This is a genomic window from Frankia sp. CeTa3Moorea (assembly GCF_978021225.1).
Window position 1 is genome coordinate 1 of record NZ_CDXDOR010000039.1, and the last position, 18,123, is coordinate 18,123.

The following is an 18,123-nucleotide window of genomic DNA, read 5'->3' on the forward strand; positions in this document are numbered from 1 at the left end:
GGTCGGGACGAAGCACGATGTTTCACCACCAGGCCGGGTGCACCGGTGGGACACTGGCCGGGTGAATGCGCTCGGGACGAGCCGTGACTCCGCGCCGGCAGCGATGCCCTCTGACGCCCGGCGGATCCTCGTCGTCGGCAGCGGCGGGGCGGGCAAGAGCACCCTGGCGCGCGAGCTCGCGCGCCAGACCGGACTGCCGCTCGTGCATCTCGACCGGTACTTCTGGCAACCGGGATGGGTCGAGACACCCACGGCGCAATGGCGGTCCGTCGTCGCCGACCTCGTCGCCGAGCCCGCATGGGTGATGGACGGGAACTACGGCGGCACGCTGGACCTGCGCATTCCCGCCGCCGACCTCATCGTGTTCCTGGACCTGTCGCGGCGGATCACCATCCCACGAGTACTGCGACGCTGGGCACGGTGGCACGGACGGAACCGTCCCGACCTCGCCGCGGGCTGCCCGGAACGGCTCGACCTCGCTTTTCTCACCTGGCTGTGGAGATATCCGAGTACCAGCCGCAACCGTCTCGCCGACAGCATCGCCGAACACCACGCCGGACACCGGGTCGTTCGCCTGTGTACCCCGCGTGAGGTTCGTCTTTGGCTGGCCGCCGTGGCCTATTCGGGAGTTCCAGCGGCCCGCCGGTGACGGCCAACCGGCTGTGCCCGGTCATCGGCTAGTCGTCGCCCGGTCGTCGCCCGGTCGTCGCCCGGTCGTCGCCCGGTCGTCGCCCGGTCGTCGCCCGGTCGTCGCCCGGTGAATTTGGGGGACCTGAGCACGGTCTGCGGTCCCTGGACCGTGCCTTGCTCCCCACAATGTGGCCGCCGTCGGCGTTTCCCGCGCCCGAGGGTTCCCCGCGGTGGTGGGTATGACGGTACTGGGCACCTGTGCGCTCTGTTGGCGTAGCGTGCTCGCTCGGGCTCCGCCGGACGCCGGGGGACCGCGCCAAGGGCCGGGGGGACCGCGCCGGACGCCTGGCTGACCCGGGCATGACCCGGATCGGAGACCGGGTAGAACCCGGGCATGATCTGACGACCGTGACGCGAAGGGCCGATAGTGAGCGCAGTGATCATCGACGGCAAGGCCGTCGCCCGCAGAGTGCGTGAGAACGTGGCCAGGGAGGTCGCCGAGTTCCGCGACCGGACCGGTCTCCAGCCCGGCCTCGCGACCGTGCTCGTGGGTGATGACCCCGCGTCCGCCGTGTACGTCGGCGGCAAGCGTCGGGCCTGCCTCGAGGCCGGCATGGCCGACCTGCATCAACACCTGCCGGCCGACACCTCCCAGGAGAAGGTCGCGGCACTCCTGGACGATCTTGCCGCCGATCCGGCCGTGTCGGGTATCCTGCTGCAGCTTCCGGTGCCCGAAGGCTTGGACGGGGCCGCGCTCGTCGGCCGGATCCCACCCGGGAAGGACGTTGACGGGCTCACCACCGCCAGCGTCGGTCTGCTCGCCCGGGGTCTGCCGGGTCTGCGGCCCTGCACACCGTCCGGAATCATCGAGTTGCTGGACTCCTACGATGTCGAGTTGTCCGGTACGCTCACGGTTGTCGTCGGTCGTTCCGAACTGGTCGGTCGTCCGGTGGCACAGCTGCTGGTGGGACGTAACGCGACTGTAACTATCTGTCACTCTCGTACGCGGGACTTGGCGGCGGTCTGTCGCGGCGCCGACGTGCTCGTCGTCGCCGCGGGAAAACAGGCGATCATCGGCGTCCACGCGGTGAAGCCAGGCGCCACCGTCATCGACGTCGGCATGCACCGGACCCCGCAGGGCCTGCGGGGCGACGTGGATTTCGAGGCGGTGCGCGAGGTGGCCGGGAAACTGACCCCGGTGCCGGGCGGGGTGGGGCCGATGACGATCGCGATGCTGCTGCGCAACACCCTGCTCGCTGCGCAGGCCGCCGCCGGGGCTGACGGTCCGGGCTGACGGTCACCACGAGCCGCTTGCCGCACCGAGTCACACCCCGGACTTGCGGGTCACATCCCTGACGTGAAGGTTTTCATCGGTTCTTCGCCCGTCGGCCGGTGGGGCCGACGGGTTCTGTCGGTGGCATGCGCCAGAATCGCCATCGTTGGGACAGGATGTGCGTTCGGCGTGGGGAGACGGGCATGACCAGCGGGGACGAGTCCGAGGTCGGGGGCGGCGGCGGGTCGGCGGCACGGGCGGAGACCCCGCCGGCAGCACCATCCCCGCCAGCGCCGGCACCACCAGCGGCACAGTTCCCGCCGGGGCCGGCCGTCGCCGGGGCCGATGCGGTGCGGAACGCTCCCGGGGACGGCAACGGTACCCCGGCGGATTCTGCTTCCGGCCCTGCTTCTGCTTCCGGCCCCGCCGGTTCCGGTGGCCGTCCGGCGCGCGCCCGCCGGCCACGCATCGTCTACGTCTTCGCGGTCCTGGCTGTCGGCTGGCTCCTGCTCGGCGGCGTCGGCGGGTCCTACCAGGGCAAGCTCAGCGAGGTCCAGAAGAACGACAACGCCGCCTACCTCCCGAACTCGGCCGAGTCGACCAAGGTCGACACCGCGTCGCGGCAGTTCCGCTCTGTGCAGACGATTCCCGGCTTCGTCGTCTACGATCGCCAGGGCGGGCTGACCGCGCAGGACAAAGCTAAGATCACCGCCGACGTGAGGTCCTTCGCCGGGATCCACGGGGTGGACGCCGGTCAGCTCGGGCCGCCCCAGTTTGCCCGCAACGGCGCTGTGGCCGCCGTGGCCGTGCCGCTCGTCGCCCAGGACGACGGCCGGGAGGTCAAGGGTGATGAACTCGTCGACGTCGAGAAGGCTGTCGTCGCGGCCGCCCGCGACGGGGCACCGGCCGGTCTCGCCGTGCACCCGGCCGGGCCGGGGGGTCTGCTCGTCGCCTTCATCGAGGCGTTTTCCGGCATCGATGGGCTGTTGCTGCTCGCCGCGGGCCTTGTCGTCGTGGGCATCCTGCTGTTCGTTTACCGCAGCCCGGTGCTGTGGTTCTTCCCGCTGTTCAGCGCGGTGCTCGCGCTCGGCGTCTCGGCGCTGATTATCTACCCGTTGGCCAAGAACGACGTCCTCACCCTCAACGGGCAGAGTCAGGGCATCCTGTCGGTGCTGGTCATCGGCGCCGGCACCGACTACGCACTGCTGCTGGTGAGCCGCTACCGGGAGGAGTTGCACACCTACCCCAGCCGGGTCCAGGCGATGATTGCGGCCTGGCGGGGCGCCGCTCCGGCGATCATCGCCTCGGCGGCGACGGTGATCCTCGGTCTGCTCTGCCTGATCCTCGGTGAGCTGAACTCCACCCGCAGCCTCGGGCCGGTAGCGGCGATCGGCATCGCCTGTACGGCCCTGATCATGCTGATCTTCCTGCCGGTGTTCCTGGTGATCGCCGGACGCTGGATCTTCTGGCCTCGCATTCCCCGCGTCGACCACCAGGTCGACCTCACCGGTCACGGTCTCTGGGCACGCTTCGCCGGGGGTCTCGTCCGCCGGGCCCGGTGGGCCTGGATCGTCACGACGGTCGTGTTGGTGGCCTGCTCGTCCCTGATCGTCACCCTGAAGGTCGACGGCCTGTCGACGACGGACAGCCTGACGGGGCGGCCGGAGGCGATCGTCGGCCAGGAGATCTTCGACGCCAACTTCAGCCAGGGGGAGGGCGCCCCGGCCGTCATCATCACCAACACCGCTGCCGCCGCGGACGTCATCGCCGCCGTTCGGAAGGTCGACGGCGTCGCCACCGCTCCCGGCTCGGTCTGCGTGGAGGTCGACTACCCCAAACTCGCCGCCCGGTCGGCGTCCGGCGGGCGCCCGGCGGCGAGGGGTCCCGACGGCTGCGCACCCGCGTCGGTCCAGGTCGCCCCGGTCGACGGTCGAATCGCCATCGACGCCGCCATCGTCTACCGCTATGACACCGCCGAGGCTTACAACACGATCACTGAGATCCGACGGGTCGTCCGGGAGGTGCCCGGGGCGGACGCCCTGGTCGGTGGCCAGCCGGCGATCAATCTCGACACCCAGAACGCCTCGCGCCACGACCGCAATCTGATCATCCCGATCGTGCTGGTCGTCATCCTCCTTGTGCTCGGCGTCCTGCTGCGGGCACTGCTCGCCCCGGTCCTCCTGATCGCGACGGTGGTGCTCTCGTTCGCCGCGACGCTGGGCGTGAGCGCGGTGGTGTTCAACCACGTCTTCGGGTTCGCCAACGCGGATCCCGGCTTCCCGCTGTTCGCGTTCATCTTCCTCGTCGCCCTGGGGATCGACTACAACATCTTCCTGATGACCAGGGTCCGGGAGGAGACCCTCATCCACGGCACCCGTAGCGGCATCGTGCGCGGCCTCGCGGTCACGGGCGGGGTCATCACCTCGGCCGGGATCGTCCTCGCCGGGACGTTCGCCGTACTCGGCGTCCTCCCGCTGGTCTTCCTGGCCCAGTTGGGTTTCTCGGTGGCCTTCGGGGTGCTGCTGGACACGGTTCTGGTCCGCTCGGTCCTCGTGCCGGCACTGAGTCATGACCTCGGTCCGAAGATCTGGTGGCCCTCGAAGCTCTCCCGACACGCACTCGCCCGGCCTGGCCTCCGCGCCAGGACCGAAGCCAACGCACGTCCCTGATGCCCGGGCACCCGACGACTGCTGGTGACGTGCTGTAGTCGCCGGCCGGGGTGGCAGGAGGCGCATTCGCCGCCTGGAAAGATCTCGTTCCGCCCAAGGAACTGGATCCTCGTCCCGTGGCGATCCGGGCTGCCCTATCGGCCCCCGTCCTCGGCGGAGGGTGCCGGACCCAGCCGCACGGGAACGGACTTTCGATGCCGGTGAGGCGGGGCCGGGGACGCCACGCGGGCAGCGGGGCTGGCCGCCGGGCCTTACGGGACGCTACGAGACACGCACGGGCTCGGACGGGTGCTCGACCCGCCAGTCGATGTAGTCCCCGAACTCCTCCCAGTCGAAGTTCACCGCCTGCGCGGCGCGATCCTCGTCGTCATCCCGCATCTGTTTCCAGAGTGGGTACGGGTCGGAGTCGATCTCGGTGCTGTACGGGTCGTAGTAAACGTCGCGGAGTAGGTCATCGTCTCCGGCGCTCCTCCGGGGCAACGAAGCCTTCTGCGCCCGGTCGAACTGCCGCAAATACCCGCGGTACCGCTTCTTTCCGACGTGAATCCCGAGGGGTGACAGGGTCGGTCAGGTGGTCAGGAAATCTTTTCCAGCTGGACCGGTAGCCCGTCCCGTGGAACAGGCAGCGGGAAACGGTCTAATGATATCCGGTAGCCCGGTGCCAGGCTCCACTGGTACCGCAGCAGCATCTGGTGCAGGATCGCCTTCACCTGCTGGCCGGCGAAGTGCAGACCGATGCAGGTATGTGGCCCGCCACCGAACGGTTGCCAGGCGTAGGGATGTACCTTGTCCTCGCGACGATGGTCCGCGAACCGCTCCGGGTCGAACCGTTCCGGGCTCGGCCAGTACTCCGGCATCTGGTGGGTGAAGGCGAGCGCGAGGGCGGCCACGGTACCGGTGGGCACCGTGACGCCGAGCACGTCGATGTCTTTCACTGTGGCGCGCAGGAGGATCGGCACCGGCGTGACCAGGCGCAGCGCCTCCTTCATGACCAGAGCAAGTGACGGCAGCCGATCGAGGTCGGCATGGTCCACCGCTGGCGTGCCGAGGGCGAGCGACTCCTCGCGGCACCGCTGCTGCCACTCCGGATGCCGTGCCAAATAGTAGCTCATGCTGGTCATCGTGATCGTGGACGTGTCGTGCGCGGCCACCATCATCAGGATCATGTGGTTGACGACGTCGTCGTCGCTCAGCCTGCTGCCGTCCTCGGCCTCGGCGTGGCAGAGCCGGCTGAACATGTCGGTGCCGCTCCCGGCTCGTTTCGCGGGCACCCGCAGCCGCAGGAACTCCTCCAGGTACCGGCGCCCGGCCAAGCCACGCGACCAACGTAGTCCGGGTGCCGGCACGCGGACCACCGCGCCCGGCGCGCGGATGCAGGCGAACAGCGCGGCGTTGAACCGGTCGGCTTCCGGTCCCAGCCGTTCACCCATGAAGATCCCGGTCGCCAGTTCGAGGGTGAGCTGTTTGACCGCGGGATAAACCTGGAACCTCGCGCCCGGCCGCCACCCCGCGACGCCCCGTTCGATGGACGGGTTCATCCCGGCGAGATAGCCGCGCAGTCTGTCCGGGGCGAACGCGCCGGCGAGGATCCGACGGTGATGGCGGTGCTCGTCGAAGTCGAGCATGCTCAATCCGCGCCGGAAGAACGGCCCGGCTATCCGTTGCTGCCCCGGGCCGTTCGCGAATGCCTGGTCATGGTTGCGCAGCGCCAAGCCGGTGGCGTCCGGGCCGAGCAGGCTCACCACCCGCAGCCCGAAGGTCCGCTCCCATGACACCGGGCCATACCGGTCGTAGCGCTGCCGCCAGTGCCGGGCAGGGTCATGCAGGTAGCGCAGGGTGTATCCCGCCAGGGGCGGACCTCCGTCGCCCGGCACCGGTCCCCTGGAACCCCCCACCGCCATGAAACCCCCCACCGCCACGACGCTCTCACGTCCTCTTTAAGGTTGCGACGTATTGGACGCATTGTAGGAACCGCCGCGCGGGGACAGTTCGGCGAGCTGGGCCCGTACCCAGGAGGTCACGTCCGCGGCCGTGGGGTCGGCGGTGAGCGAGGTGAACACCACCGGACGGGCACCGCGGGCCGCGGCCGCGTCCCGGGCCATGACGTCGAGGTCGGCGCCCACCAGGGGAGCCAGATCGGTCTTGTTGATGACCAGCAGGTCGCTGCCGGTCACCCCCGGCCCGCCCTTGCGGGGCACCTTGTCGCCCCCGGCGACGTCGACGACGAAGATCTGCCGGTCGACCAGCCCGTAGCTGAACGTCGCGGTGAGATTGTCGCCACCGGACTCGACGAGGACCAGGTCCAGGGGGCCGGTGTCGGCCTCCAGGTCCTCGACCATGTCCAGGTTCGCGGTGATGTCGTCGCGAATCGCGGTGTGCGGGCAGCAGCCGGTCTCGACCGCGCGGATCCGTTCGGGATCGAGCACGCCGGCCCGGCGCAGGAAGTCGGCGTCCTCGGTGGTGTAGATGTCGTTCGTCACCACCCCGATGCGCAGGCTCGACGACAGGGCCCGGCACAGCGCGGCGACCAGAGCCGTCTTACCGCTGCCCACCGGGCCGCCGACCCCGATCCGCGGCGCCCGCCCCGCGCCGGCTGGCCCCGCGCCGGCTGGCCCGCCGCTTCTCTGGAACTCCTCATGCCCGAGGTGCATCGTCGCGCTTCTCCCCTTCGAGGGGCCCATCGGTGTTCACGCGGCGTGCAGGGCCGGCAGCGCGACGCCGAGCTGGGCCCGTTCGAGGAACGCGCCCGGCCTGGCGGTGAGCTCGGCGGGGGAGGGCTCGGCGCCGGCGCGGACGAGCAGGTCACCCAACGCCGCGATCATCACGCCGTTGTCCGTGCACCGCCGACGGGCCGGTATCCGCAGCCGCAGGCCGGTCTGCTCGCAGCGGCTGGCCGCCAGCGCCCGCAGCCGGCTGTTCGCCGCGACCCCGCCGACGATGAGCAGGTCACCGATCCCGTGGTCGAGGCAGGCACGGACCGCCTTGGCGGTGAGCACGTCGACGACCGCCTCCTGGAAGGAAGCGATCACATCGCCGGCCGGTATGGGGGAGTCGGGATGCGACTCGACCCACCGGGCGACGGCGGTCTTCAGTCCCGAGAACGAGAAGGTGTAGGGCGCGTCCGCCCGGCCGGTCAGCGGCCGGGGGAAGGCCAGCGCCGTCGCATCGTGGCCGACCGCGGCCCGGTCGACCGCGGGACCGCCCGGATAGGGCAGGCCGAGCACTCGGGCGACCTTGTCGAAGCACTCTCCGGCCGCGTCGTCAAGCGTGTCGCCGAGGTGGATGATCGGGTCGCGGGCGAGGTCCCCCACCCGCAGCAGCGACGTGTGCCCGCCGGAGACGATCAGGGCGATGAGGGGATCGGGCAGCGGTTCGCCGTCGACGAGGTCCGCGGCGAGGTGACCGGCGAGATGGTGCACGCCGTAGAGGGGAACGTCGAGCGCCGTGGCGTACGCCTTCGCCGCGGCCACCCCGACGTGCAGGGCGGTGGCGAGGCCGGGGCCGGCGGTGACTGCGACGGCGCCGATGTCCGCCGCGGACAGCCCCGCCGAAGACAACGCCGCGCGCACGCAGGGCACCAGCGCCTGCACGTGGGCCCGGGCGGCGATCTCGGGGACCACTCCGCCGTAGCGGGCGTGCTGGTCCATGCTCGTCGAGAGGGCCTCGCCCAGCAGCGTGCCGTTCCGGACGAGCCCCACCCCGGTCTCGTCGCAGGACGTCTCGATGCCCAGCACGACCGGGCCCTGCTCCGGCGGCATCCCCGCAGCCTCCTCGCGATAGTCGGTACCTGCGAGATTACGCCGGTGCGAGGCTCTCGCCGCGCCGCCCGGGGGCTCTCGCCGCGCCGCCCGCGGGCCCTCGTCACGCGGGTGCGAGGTCCCCGTCTACGGACGGGGCCCTCGCCGAACAGGCGCGGCACCGGCCGGCAAGGGCGGCGTGGTCGGGCTGCAGGGTGAACCCGACGGTGGTGGCGAGCCGGCGCGCGACGTCGTCGAGCAGGTCCGCGGGCACGTCGAGGATCGTGCCGCAGGAGCGGCACCGGACGTGCAGGTGGGCGCCGCCGGTGAGGGCCGCCGCCAGGTGGTAGACGGCCGGTCCGTGGTCGGGGTGGACGTGGGTGACCAGGCCGAGGTCGCCGAGGGTCTCCACCGCGCGATAGACGGTGGTGCGGTGCAGGCCCGGGACGATCGTCTCCGCCCGGGCGAAGACGTCGTCGACGGACAGGTGCTCGCTCGTGTCGGCGAGCACCTGGAGCACCGCCCGGCGGGCTGGGGTGACCCGCTCCCCGCGGGCGCGCAACGCGGCGATCCCGGCGGCGGACGGATCGCCACGCCGGCCGTCACGATCCGTCCGACTGTCCTTCACGATCCAGGTGTCCTTCACGATTCACGTGGCACAGTATCCCGCATGACCGTGCTCCCGATCCGCACCGTTGGTGATCCCGTCCTGCGCACTCCGACCACGCTGGTCACGGAGTTCGGCACTGCGCTCGGTCGGCTGGTCACCGACATGATCGACACCATGTACGACGCGCCCGGGGTGGGGCTCGCCGCCCCGCAGATCGGGGTCGGGCTGCGCCTGTTCGTCTTCGACGTCGACTACGACCCGCGTGACGAGTCGGTGCCACGGGTGCCACGGGTGGTGGTGAACCCGGTGCTGGAACTCGGCCCGGACCCGGGGCAGCCGGGGGAGGCCCGGCAGCCGGGGGAGGCCCGGCAGCCCGGCGGGACCCAGCAGCACGGCCCGGAGGGATGCCTGTCCGTCCCGGGGCTGCACTTCCCGACCACGCGGGCGCTGGCCGCGCGGGTCCGTGGGGTGGACGTTACGGGGCAGCCGGTCGAGTACGCCGGTGAGGGCCTGCTTGCGCGCTGCTTCCAGCACGAGGTCGACCATCTCGACGGGATCCTCTACGTCGACCGGCTGACCGGGGAGGCGCGCCGTGCCGCCGTCCAGGTGCTGCGCGAGCCGCCGCCGACCCCGGAGCAGGCACGGGCGGCCGGCGAGTACCTGCGGTCGCGGCGCCGGTCGGGCCGGGCCGGTGATGGTCAGGCGCCGGTCGGGTCGGGCCGGTGACGGCCAGGTATCGGTCGGGCCGGGCCGGGTGATGGTCAGGCACCGGCCGGGTCGCGCCGGGGACGGTCAACGGCGGTCGCCGGTCGCCCGACGGGCTATCTTGGTACCCGCCTCGTCCTCGAGGATGTCACCGGCGAGTGCCCGTCCTCGAGGTGTCCCGTCCTCGAGGTGTCCCATCCTGGAGATGCCCCGGTGAGTGAGGAGTGGCTGCGGTGACCGAGGTCTCCGGCGGGCCGTACAAACGGCCGTTCCGGTTCAACATCCAGTGTTCCTCCCCCGCCGAGGTGAGCGCCCGGTCATGGGCCGACCTCGCCCGCCGGGTCGAGGATCTCGGCTACGCGACGTTGACCGTCTCCGACCATCTCGACGAGCAGGTCGCGCCGATCGCGGCGCTGATGGCCGCGGCCGACGCGACGACGACGCTGCGGATCGGCGCGATGGTGTTCAGCAACGACTACCGCCATCCGGTGGTGCTGGCCAAAGAGGCAGCGACCCTCGACGCGCTGTCCGGCGGACGGTTCGAACTCGGCCTCGGAGCCGGCTGGATGACCTCCGACTACTCCCGAGCCGGTCTGCCGCTCGACCCGCCGGGGGTGCGCATCGGCCGGCTTGCCGAGTCCCTCGCTGTCATCAAGGGGATGTTCGCCGACGGGCCGTTCACCTACAGCGGCACCCACTACCAGGTCGCCGGCCTGAACGGGACGCCGAAGCCGGTGCAGCGGCCCCACCCGCCGATCGTGATCGGTGGTGGCGGGCGCCGGCTGCTGACCCTCGCCGCCCGCGAGGCCGACATCATCGGGCTGAACATGAACATGGTCGGCGGAGTGATCGATGCCTCGCTCGGCGCCAACGCGACGACGGCGGCGACCGAGGAGAAGGTCCGCTGGATCCGGGAGGCCGCCGACGCCCGTTGGGACGATCTCACCCTTCAGGTCCGCATCCACCTCGTCGTCGTCACCGACAACCGCACCCAGGTTGCCGAGCAGCTGGCCGCCGGGTTCGGGCTCACCTCCGAACAGGCACTCGCGACCCCGCACGCGCTGTGCGGGTCGGTCGACGAGATCGTCGACGACCTCGTCGAGCGCCGCGAGCGCTTCGGCCTCAGCACGATCGGGGTCTCCCTGGACGCGTTGACCGCCATGGCGCCGGTCGTCGAACGCCTTGCCGGCACCTGAGCGGTCCGCCGCCCTCCCCCTTAGCCCTTCCCTGGAGTCGTCGTCCTCCGTCCCGTCCCTGTCGAGGAGCCATCGTTGGTCACGCACATGAAGTGGTGGGGCTGGGGCAAGGAGAGTGTCTCCTTCAGCCACAGTGACAAGCCCGACCTCGCGCCGTTCATCCGCACGCACATCGGGCTCGACATCACCCACCCGCCGGCCCAGCCACCGGCCTTCGCGGACCTGACGATCGCGGACCCCGTGCTGCCGGAGTCGCTGCGCGCCGCGCTTGTCGACGCCGCCGGTGCGGAGCACGTCACCACCGACGCACAGGCGCGGGTCGTGCACGCCTACGGCAAGAGCCTGCGAGACCTCGTCCGGGTTCGTAACCACGACCTCGGCCGGCTGCCCGACGTCGTCGTCTACCCGGGAGACGAGGGGGCGGTCCGGGCGGTGCTGGCCGCGGCGCTGGCCTCGGACGCGGTCGTCATCCCGTTCGGCGGCGGCACCAACATCTCCGGCAGTCTCGAGGCGCCGCGCACTGAGACCCGCCCGGTGATCTCCGTCGACCTCGGCCGGCTCGACCGGGTGCTGGAGATCGACGCCGACGCCCGCCTCGCCCGCATCCAGGCCGGCGCCCTCGGCCCGGACCTGGAGGAGCAGCTGGCCGCGCAGGGCTGGACGCTCGGCCACTTCCCGGACAGCTTCGCCCACTCCACCCTCGGCGGCTGGATCGCCACCCGCTCGTCGGGCATGCAGTCCGACAAGTACGGCGATATCGCGGAGATCACCAGGGCGGTGCGGGTGGTGACCCCTGCCGGGGTACTCGTCACCCGGCCCGTGCCCAGCCAGTCGACCGGCCCGAGCGTGCGGGAGATGATCCTCGGCAGCGAGGGGCGGCTCGGGATCATCACCGAGGCCACCGTGCAGGTGCACCGGGTGCCCGAGCAGCGCGTGATCCTCGGCTACTTCTTCCCGACCTGGGACGCGGCACTGCTGGCCATGCGGGAGATCGCCGCGAGCGAGGCCGCGCCGACGGTCACCCGGGTCTCCGACGCCAACGAGACGCGGTTCTCCTTCGCCACCCGCAAGCGCGGCTCCCTGGCTTCGAGTCTCGTCTCGGCCGGTATGAAGCAGTACCTGCGCCGGGTCCGCAGGTACGACCTCGATCAGATGTGTCTGTCGTTCATTGGCTTCGAGGGTTCACCTGCGCATGTCAAGGCCCAGCGCAAGCTGGTCGGGGCGATCGTCGCGCGCCGGGGCGGGATCTGTGTCGGCACCGGCCCGGGGCAGCTCTACGACCAGAAGAAGTTCGACACCCCGTACATCCGGGACTTCCTGCTCGGCCAGGGCGCGATGGCCGATGTGTCGGAGACGTCGACGTCCTGGTCGCAGCTCGGCCCGCTGTACCGGGGGGTGGTCGCACGGGCGAACAAGGCGTTCGCCGAGATCGGCGTGACCGGTTGGATCATGTGCCACCTGTCGCACTCGTATCACTCCGGGGCCTGCCTGTACTTCACGTTCGCCTACGCCTCCCCGGTGACGCTGGAGGCGATCGGCGGGTACGACACGGTGAAGTCCGCGATCCAGCAGGGCTTCATCGAGCATGCCGGCACCCTGTCCCACCACCACGCGGTCGGTGTCGAGCACGCGCGCTGGCTCGCCGACGACATCTCACCAGCCGGCGTGCGCCTGCTCACGGCGCTGTTCGACGGCATCGACCCGGGCCGCAACCTCAACCCCGGCAAGATCGTCCCAGGGGTGGGCACCGCCCCGGGCCCGGCAGCTACGGCGGGACCGGATTCGGCGGGCCCGGATTCGGCGAGCACGGCCGGGTCCGATCCGCGCTGAGATGCGCACGATCCTCGTCATTGGCATCGGTGCCGGCGACCCCGACCAGCTGACGATCCAGGCCGTCAAGGCGCTGAACCGGGCCGACGTCTTCTTCGTCCTGGACAAGGGGGCGGCGAAGGAGGACCTGGTCCGGCTGCGGCGGGAGATCCTCGACCGGCACGTCGAGGGGAACGGCTACCGGATCGTCGAGGCCCGTGACCCGAGCCGCGACCGGTCCCCGACGGACTACACTGCCGCCGTCGAGGACTGGCATTCCCGCCGGGCCGCGCTGTACGAGCGGATGATGCTCGACGAGCTGGGCGAGGACGGCTGCGGGGCGTTCCTGGTCTGGGGTGATCCGTCGCTGTATGACAGCACGCTGCGCATCATCGACCGGATCGTGGCGCGGGGCGTGGTGCGGTTCGACTACGAGGTGATCCCGGGGATCACCAGCGTGCAGGCGCTCGCCGCCAGCCACCGGCTGATCCTGAACCGGATCGGCGGCCCGGTCGAGATCACGACCGGTCGCCGGCTCGCCGCCGGATTCCCGCCGGGGGTCGACGACGTCGTCGTCATGCTCGATGCCGAGAACACCTTCCTGGCCCTGCCTGCCGACGACGTCGACATCTACTGGGGCGCCTACCTCGGCACCCCGGACGAGGTCCTGCTGCACGGTCCGGTCGCCGAGGTCGGCGGACTGATCGAGCGGACCCGCGCCGAGGCCCGCGAGCGTAAAGGCTGGATCATGGATACCTACCTGCTCCGCCGCCGTCCTGCCGTCTGACCTGTTCTGACTTGCTCTTGCTCTTGCTCTTGTCTTTCCAGAGGGATAAATCGGATACGAAAGGCTCTGGAAAGGCAAGGAGGGCGAGGAGGAAAGGTGATAGCGGCTTCTCGTCAATCTGAAGACCGGGCCGCCGACCAGGGCGGAGACGTCCGTCAGAAGTCCAGCCGGTAGAAGGCCGCCATCCGTCGCAGGGCGGGGGCCAGCGTCGCCACCGCGGCCATCACACGATAGCCCGCCGGCAGCGTCCCGGACCGGTCAAGGTCGAAAGCGCTCATGGCGGTCACGCACCGCAGCCGGGGGTCGATCGCCTCAAGTTCCGCGCAGCTGTCGATGCCCCAGGAGACGGTCGCCCCGGCGGCCTGGATCGCCTTGTTGAACCGCTGCATCCGGATACCGCGTCTGCTGAGGGCGTCGAAGACCAACTGGCCGCCGGGGGAGTGTTGGACGATCCGGCGGAGGACTGCCGTGCCTTCGTCCTCGCGGAGGTACATGGTCAGGCCTTCGGCGACCATCAGCACGGGAAGATCACTCGGTATCTGCGCCAGCCAGGACGGGTCGGTCACGGACGAGCCGAGCAGCGTGTAACCCTGACGCGGTGGGTACAGCTGCCGGCGTAGATCCATCACATCGGGGTAGTCCACGTCGAACCAGCGCACGCCGGGGCCGGGGTCGAGGCGGTAGGCGCGGGTGTCCAGGCCGCAGCCCAGGTGCAGCACGGTGGCTTTCGGATGCGTGGTGAGGAACTCGCGGGTCCACTCGTCGAAGTGCCTGGCCCTGAGCGCGACGAGGGCGTGTTCGCTGCGGCGCAGACCGGTTCTGGTGAAGTCAAGGTCGATCTTTTTGACGGCGTCCAGAGCCATGGTGTCGTGCAGGATGGGGTCAGCCGACCCGGCGTCCAGCGCTCTGCCGTACAGCGTCGCCAGCAGCGTCGCTTTCTCGCCCTGCAGGTGCGGCGTTGGCACGGGTGCCATGCTATGCCCGCGCTATGCCGGTCGTCCCGCGGGACGGCGCAATGCTGCAGCGGGACGCGCAATGCTGCAGGCTGGTTACGACTCTGCTTCACGGTACGGCCCGAATCCGGCGGCTGCACCCCCGACGGGGCAGACTAGGCGGCATGGCGAGTGCGTCCACGACCCCCCCCGACCGCACCGGTGGCCTGCGCCTGCCGGTGACCGCCCCGTCGGCGGAGGGCGAGGTGGTCGAGCTCTGTCGGGAGATGCTCCGCTTCGAGTCGGTTAACCGTGGCAACGGCGACGGCAACGAGCGTCCGATCGCGGAGTACGTCGCGGCGAAGCTCGCGGAGGTGGGCCTCGAGCCGATCCTGCTGGAGTCGGCCCCGGGCCGCACCAGCGTGGTGACCCGGGTGGAGGGGGCGGATCCCTCGCGTGCGCCGTTGCTCGTCCACGGTCATCTCGACGTGGTGCCGGCGGATGCCAGCGAGTGGCGCCTGCCGCCATTCGCTGGCGAGGAGGCCGACGGCTGCCTGTGGGGCCGGGGCGCGGTGGACATGAAGGATATGGACGCGATGACCCTCGCGGTCATCCGCGACATCGTCCGCACCGGCCGCAGGCCACCCCGGGACCTCGTCGTCGCCTTCGTCGCGGACGAGGAGGCCGGCGGCGCCCTCGGGGCGCGCTGGCTCGTCGAGAACCATCCCGGCCTGTTCGCCGACTGCTCTGAGGCGATCAGCGAGGTCGGCGGGTTCTCCTACACCGTCTCCGACGACCTGCGCCTTTACCTCATCGAGACGGCGGAGAAGGGCATCGCCTGGATGAAGCTGACCGCGGCCGGCCGGGCCGGCCACGGTTCGATGATCAGCGATGACAACGCGGTGACGGCGCTGTGCGAGGCGGTGGCGAGGCTCGGCCGGCACACCTTCCCGCTGGTCATGACCCCGACGGTCCGGGTGTTCCTGAACTCCCTCGGGGAGGCGCTCGGCATCGAGTTCGACCTGGACGACCTGGAGGCGACCGTCGCGAAGCTCGGCCCGATCGCCCGGATGATCGGCGCTACGCTGCGTAACACCGCCAACCCGACCCAGCTCGAGGCCGGTCATAAGGTCAACGTGATCCCGGGCGAGGCCACCGCCTACGTCGATGGTCGCTATCTGCCCGGTCAGGAGGAGGAGTTCATCCGCCAGCTCGACGAGATCCTCGGGCCGGACATCCGTCGCGAATGGGTCGTCCACGACCAAGCGTTGGAGACCAGCTTCGACGGCGCGCTGGTGGAGGCGATGGCCACGTCGCTGCGCGCCGAGGACCCGATCGCCCGGGCCGTGCCCTACATGCTTTCCGGCGGCACGGACGCGAAGTCCTTCTCCCGGCTCGGCATCCGCTGCTTCGGGTTCTCCCCGTTGCTGCTGCCGCCCGACCTGGACTTCTCCGGCATGTTCCACGGGGTGGACGAACGGGTGCCGCTCGACTCGCTGCGCTTCGGCGTCCGCGTCCTCGACCGCTTCCTGCATGCATCCTGACCCGGACCTCCTGACCCGGACCTCCTGGCCTGAACCTGCCGGTACGGCTTGACGAGATGCCACCGTCCGCGCGCGGAGCACCATCCGCGTATGCGTCATCGTTAATGCATGACATGATGGGGGGTATGGCTGGCGATCCGCTGTCCAGCATCGGCGTCGGAGCTCCGGTGGGCGCAGACGCGGACCACCCCCCGGCTACCTACGCCTATCTCGTGCAAGCCAGCCGGGACGGCAGTGTGTGGATCGCCGATCGGGCCGAGCCGTCCGGGGGCATCGAGGTCAGCGTGTTGTCCGCGCTGGAGGTCGCCCGGCAGGTTCTGCGTCGCCGGTTCGTGCAGCTGCGGGCCGACGACAGCGCCCATTGGCGCGATCACTGGTTCCGGGCCGACGTCTGGACGGTGGGGCGGCCCCGGCAGGCGGATACCGGCGACGCGGGAGCCGACGCCACCGGAGCCGACGCCACCGGAGCCGAGGTGCCGGCCGGATGGGCGTTGTCGGGACGGCATCTGCAGACCCGGGGGATCGCTCCGGACGTGGTCGAGGTGCGCACGCCCTCCCAGGTCCGTTGCCAGGTGGGCGGCTGTCAGGTGGGCAGATAGCCGGGCAGGCCGCCGGGGCGCCGACGGCGGCGCAGCACCACCCGCCGGGAGCCATCCGGGAACAGCCGCAGTCGTTCGAGCTCCCAGTGGCCGAACTCGGCGTGCATCGTGAGGATCTGGACGGCTGCCCGGCAGTCCGTACCCGGCGGCAGGTACAGCCGCTGGTACTCCAGCTCTACTCCATCCAATGCGGCCTGACCTCGTGGTTGCGAGCGGAGGATGACCGGCTGCGCGTGGCGTGGTGCGGCGTGGGATGGCGACCGATCATCGTGCGGTCCCCCTCTACGTTAACCGTTTCGCCATCTTCTGGAAGGGCTTCTGGAAGCGCTCGCGAGATGATGCGGGCCCATGCGCCATGTACCCACCGACGTACCCACCGACGCGCGGCCGGCGGTCAGGGCGCGGCCGGCGGTCAGGGCACGTAGGAGAGGGTGAAGGCCAGCGTCGCGTAGAGGGTCATCGCGGCCGTGGTGGCGGCGAGTGTGAACGTGAAGATCTCCCGCCGGGCGGTGACGAGCGCGGCGACCAGCAGGAACGGGAACGCCCCGTAGACGTACCGCTCGGCGGAGTCCAGGTTGCTGCCGGTCAGCACGGCCGCCAGGACCAGGGCGCTCCACACCGGGTACGACACCGGCAGCCGGCGCGCCATGACCACCAGCCCCACGAGCGCCAAGAGCAGCCACGGCACGTGCAGCGCCGTGCCCAGCTCGCCGGAAAAGGCGCCCCGCGCCGCGTCCCACAGCACTGCCAGCGGGTTCGAGCTGCTGCCGTGACGTGCCGCGTCGCGCTGCAGCGTGAACGGCGCCAGCCCGTCACCGTAGGAGTGCGCCGACCACAGCAGGTAGATGCCGGCGCCGGCCACCGGGGCGAGCACGGCGAGCAGCCGACGCAGCCCATCATGGGCGGTAAGTGTTCCAGCCGTAGGCGTGGTGGTCGGCGTGCTGGGGCTGGGGCTGGGGCCGAGCCGGCGGACGAGCGGCCAGGGCAGCCCCCGGGCCGCCTCGAGAAGTACCGGCACCGCGAGGACCAGACCGAGGGGGCGACACAGGCCGCCGAGCAGACCGGCCACGGCCGCCAGCTCCCAGCGCCCGCTGCGGGCACCGAGGAACACCGCCACGGCCAGCAGCCCGGCGAGTCCCTCGGCGTACCCCATGACCAGGACGAAGGCGGGCGGAGCCAGCGCGGCGAGCCAGATGAGCCGGGTGGTCGCCTCCGGGGCGAACCCCTCGAACCGGGCGAGCCCCACCAGCAGCAGCGCGAAGACCAACGCGCACACGTTGACCACGACCAGGAGCACGACACCGACGTGGGCGTCGGCCCCCGGCAGCTTCGACAACCCCCGCACGAGCAGCGGCAGCAAGGGAAAAAACCGGCGGCTCTCGGCCCCGGCGCCGCTGTACCCGACCTCGGCAATCGTCTGGTACCACCCGGCGTCCCAACCGAGCAGGTCGGTGGTGCTCAGCTGCGCGCCCTGCTGCCCGCGGGCATTGTCGGCGATATACCTGGTCAGCGCCAGCGCCGCACCGACCGCCAGCCGGGCCGCGAGCCAGGCGAGCACGACCTCGCGCAGCTGCCAGCGGTCCTCCCAGCGGGTGGCCGCATGCCGGCCGCCCATGCCGCCACCTACCCGAT

17 protein-coding genes are annotated in these 18,123 nt (G+C 70.9%); 9 read left to right on the forward strand and 8 right to left on the reverse strand.

The genetic code is table 11. The features are described 5' to 3' along the window. The 3 genes from AC08OV_RS09620 to AC08OV_RS09630 all read left to right on the forward strand — a co-directional run. Nucleotides 1-649, forward strand: a 649-nt coding sequence (locus tag AC08OV_RS09620; protein WP_476619562.1) for a P-loop NTPase family protein, incomplete at its 5' end; no start/stop codon positions are given. A 408-nt stretch (nt 650-1,057) separates the two neighbouring features. Beyond that, on the forward strand, nt 1,058-1,924 hold the full coding sequence (gene folD, locus AC08OV_RS09625) for a bifunctional methylenetetrahydrofolate dehydrogenase/methenyltetrahydrofolate cyclohydrolase FolD (RefSeq protein WP_476619563.1): 867 nt from the start codon (nt 1,058-1,060) through the stop codon (nt 1,922-1,924). A gap of 182 nt (nt 1,925-2,106) precedes the next feature. Further along, nucleotides 2,107-4,572 (forward strand): MMPL family transporter, encoded by a 2,466-nt coding sequence (locus tag AC08OV_RS09630; protein WP_476615778.1) that lies wholly within the window; start codon nt 2,107-2,109, stop codon nt 4,570-4,572. 261 nt (nt 4,573-4,833) lie between these two features. Here AC08OV_RS09630 and AC08OV_RS09635 read toward each other — a convergent pair whose 3' ends face one another. The 5 genes from AC08OV_RS09635 to AC08OV_RS09655 all read right to left on the reverse strand — a co-directional run bounded on the left by AC08OV_RS09635 (nt 4,834) and on the right by AC08OV_RS09655 (nt 8,937). Continuing rightward, entirely contained in the window at nt 4,834-5,052 is a 219-nt protein-coding gene (locus AC08OV_RS09635; protein ID WP_476619564.1) for a hypothetical protein, read from the reverse strand. 95 nt (nt 5,053-5,147) lie between these two features. Then, nucleotides 5,148-6,485, reverse strand: coding sequence for a cytochrome P450 (locus AC08OV_RS09640; RefSeq protein ID WP_476619565.1), 1,338 nt, complete (start codon nt 6,483-6,485; stop codon nt 5,148-5,150). 24 nt (nt 6,486-6,509) lie between these two features. Next, nucleotides 6,510-7,223: an urease accessory protein UreG gene (gene ureG, locus AC08OV_RS09645; protein WP_476619566.1), complete on the reverse strand. Its 714-nt coding sequence runs from the start codon at nt 7,221-7,223 to the stop codon at nt 6,510-6,512. Between the two features lie 36 nt (nt 7,224-7,259). Further along, entirely contained in the window at nt 7,260-8,330 is a 1,071-nt protein-coding gene (gene tsaD, locus AC08OV_RS09650; RefSeq protein WP_476613393.1) for a tRNA (adenosine(37)-N6)-threonylcarbamoyltransferase complex transferase subunit TsaD, read from the reverse strand. Between the two features lie 103 nt (nt 8,331-8,433). Beyond that, nucleotides 8,434-8,937: a Fur family transcriptional regulator gene (locus tag AC08OV_RS09655; RefSeq protein ID WP_462187277.1), complete on the reverse strand. Its 504-nt coding sequence runs from the start codon at nt 8,935-8,937 to the stop codon at nt 8,434-8,436. Between the two features lie 42 nt (nt 8,938-8,979). On the opposite strand from AC08OV_RS09655, the gene AC08OV_RS09660 reads away from it, so the two are divergent. From AC08OV_RS09660 to cobF, 4 genes are all read left to right on the forward strand, one after another. Further along, nucleotides 8,980-9,645, forward strand: a complete 666-nt coding sequence (locus AC08OV_RS09660) for a peptide deformylase (protein ID WP_476613394.1) — start codon at nt 8,980-8,982, stop codon at nt 9,643-9,645. 212 nt (nt 9,646-9,857) lie between these two features. Beyond that, nucleotides 9,858-10,820, forward strand: a complete 963-nt coding sequence (locus AC08OV_RS09665; RefSeq protein ID WP_476613395.1) for an LLM class F420-dependent oxidoreductase — start codon at nt 9,858-9,860, stop codon at nt 10,818-10,820. 75 nt (nt 10,821-10,895) lie between these two features. After that, a complete protein-coding gene (locus AC08OV_RS09670; protein ID WP_476613396.1) occupies nt 10,896-12,650 on the forward strand; it encodes an FAD-binding oxidoreductase in 1,755 nt (584 codons plus the stop codon). A gap of 1 nt (nt 12,651) precedes the next feature. Beyond that, nucleotides 12,652-13,416, forward strand: a complete 765-nt coding sequence (gene cobF, locus AC08OV_RS09675) for a precorrin-6A synthase (deacetylating) (RefSeq protein WP_462187272.1) — start codon at nt 12,652-12,654, stop codon at nt 13,414-13,416. Nucleotides 13,417-13,571: 155 nt separating this feature from the next. Here the strand turns inward: cobF and AC08OV_RS09680 are convergent, their stop codons facing one another. Continuing rightward, nucleotides 13,572-14,381: a class I SAM-dependent methyltransferase gene (locus AC08OV_RS09680; protein WP_476613397.1), complete on the reverse strand. Its 810-nt coding sequence runs from the start codon at nt 14,379-14,381 to the stop codon at nt 13,572-13,574. A gap of 152 nt (nt 14,382-14,533) precedes the next feature. On the opposite strand from AC08OV_RS09680, the gene AC08OV_RS09685 reads away from it, so the two are divergent. Then, entirely contained in the window at nt 14,534-15,892 is a 1,359-nt protein-coding gene (locus tag AC08OV_RS09685; protein ID WP_476613398.1) for a M20/M25/M40 family metallo-hydrolase, read from the forward strand. A gap of 125 nt (nt 15,893-16,017) precedes the next feature. Further along, nucleotides 16,018-16,491, forward strand: coding sequence for a hypothetical protein (locus AC08OV_RS09690; RefSeq protein ID WP_476613399.1), 474 nt, complete (start codon nt 16,018-16,020; stop codon nt 16,489-16,491). Here AC08OV_RS09690 and AC08OV_RS09695 read toward each other — a convergent pair. Both AC08OV_RS09695 and AC08OV_RS09700 read right to left on the reverse strand, forming a co-directional pair. Further along, the gene (locus tag AC08OV_RS09695) at nt 16,476-16,679 is read right to left on the reverse strand and encodes a DUF5703 family protein (protein ID WP_476595004.1); all 204 of its coding nucleotides are present in this window, start codon (nt 16,677-16,679) and stop codon (nt 16,476-16,478) included. The two genes, AC08OV_RS09690 and AC08OV_RS09695, sit on opposite strands and share 16 nt — an antisense overlap. A gap of 224 nt (nt 16,680-16,903) precedes the next feature. Further along, nucleotides 16,904-18,106: a hypothetical protein gene (locus tag AC08OV_RS09700; protein WP_476613400.1), complete on the reverse strand. Its 1,203-nt coding sequence runs from the start codon at nt 18,104-18,106 to the stop codon at nt 16,904-16,906. Nucleotides 18,107-18,123: the final 17 nt, after the last annotated feature.

Coding starts and splice junctions, on each gene's coding strand:
- AC08OV_RS09630 (WP_476615778.1), top strand. CDS start 2,107: ATGACCAGCGGGGACGAGTCCGAGGTCGGGGGCGGCGGCGGGTCGGCG.
- ureG (WP_476619566.1), bottom strand. CDS start 7,223: ATGCACCTCGGGCATGAGGAGTTCCAGAGAAGCGGCGGGCCAGCCGGC.
- tsaD (WP_476613393.1), bottom strand. CDS start 8,330: ATGCCGCCGGAGCAGGGCCCGGTCGTGCTGGGCATCGAGACGTCCTGC.
- AC08OV_RS09660 (WP_476613394.1), top strand. CDS start 8,980: ATGACCGTGCTCCCGATCCGCACCGTTGGTGATCCCGTCCTGCGCACT.
- cobF (WP_462187272.1), top strand. CDS start 12,652: ATGCGCACGATCCTCGTCATTGGCATCGGTGCCGGCGACCCCGACCAG.
- AC08OV_RS09685 (WP_476613398.1), top strand. CDS start 14,534: ATGGCGAGTGCGTCCACGACCCCCCCCGACCGCACCGGTGGCCTGCGC.
- AC08OV_RS09690 (WP_476613399.1), top strand. CDS start 16,018: ATGGCTGGCGATCCGCTGTCCAGCATCGGCGTCGGAGCTCCGGTGGGC.
- AC08OV_RS09700 (WP_476613400.1), bottom strand. CDS start 18,106: ATGGGCGGCCGGCATGCGGCCACCCGCTGGGAGGACCGCTGGCAGCTG.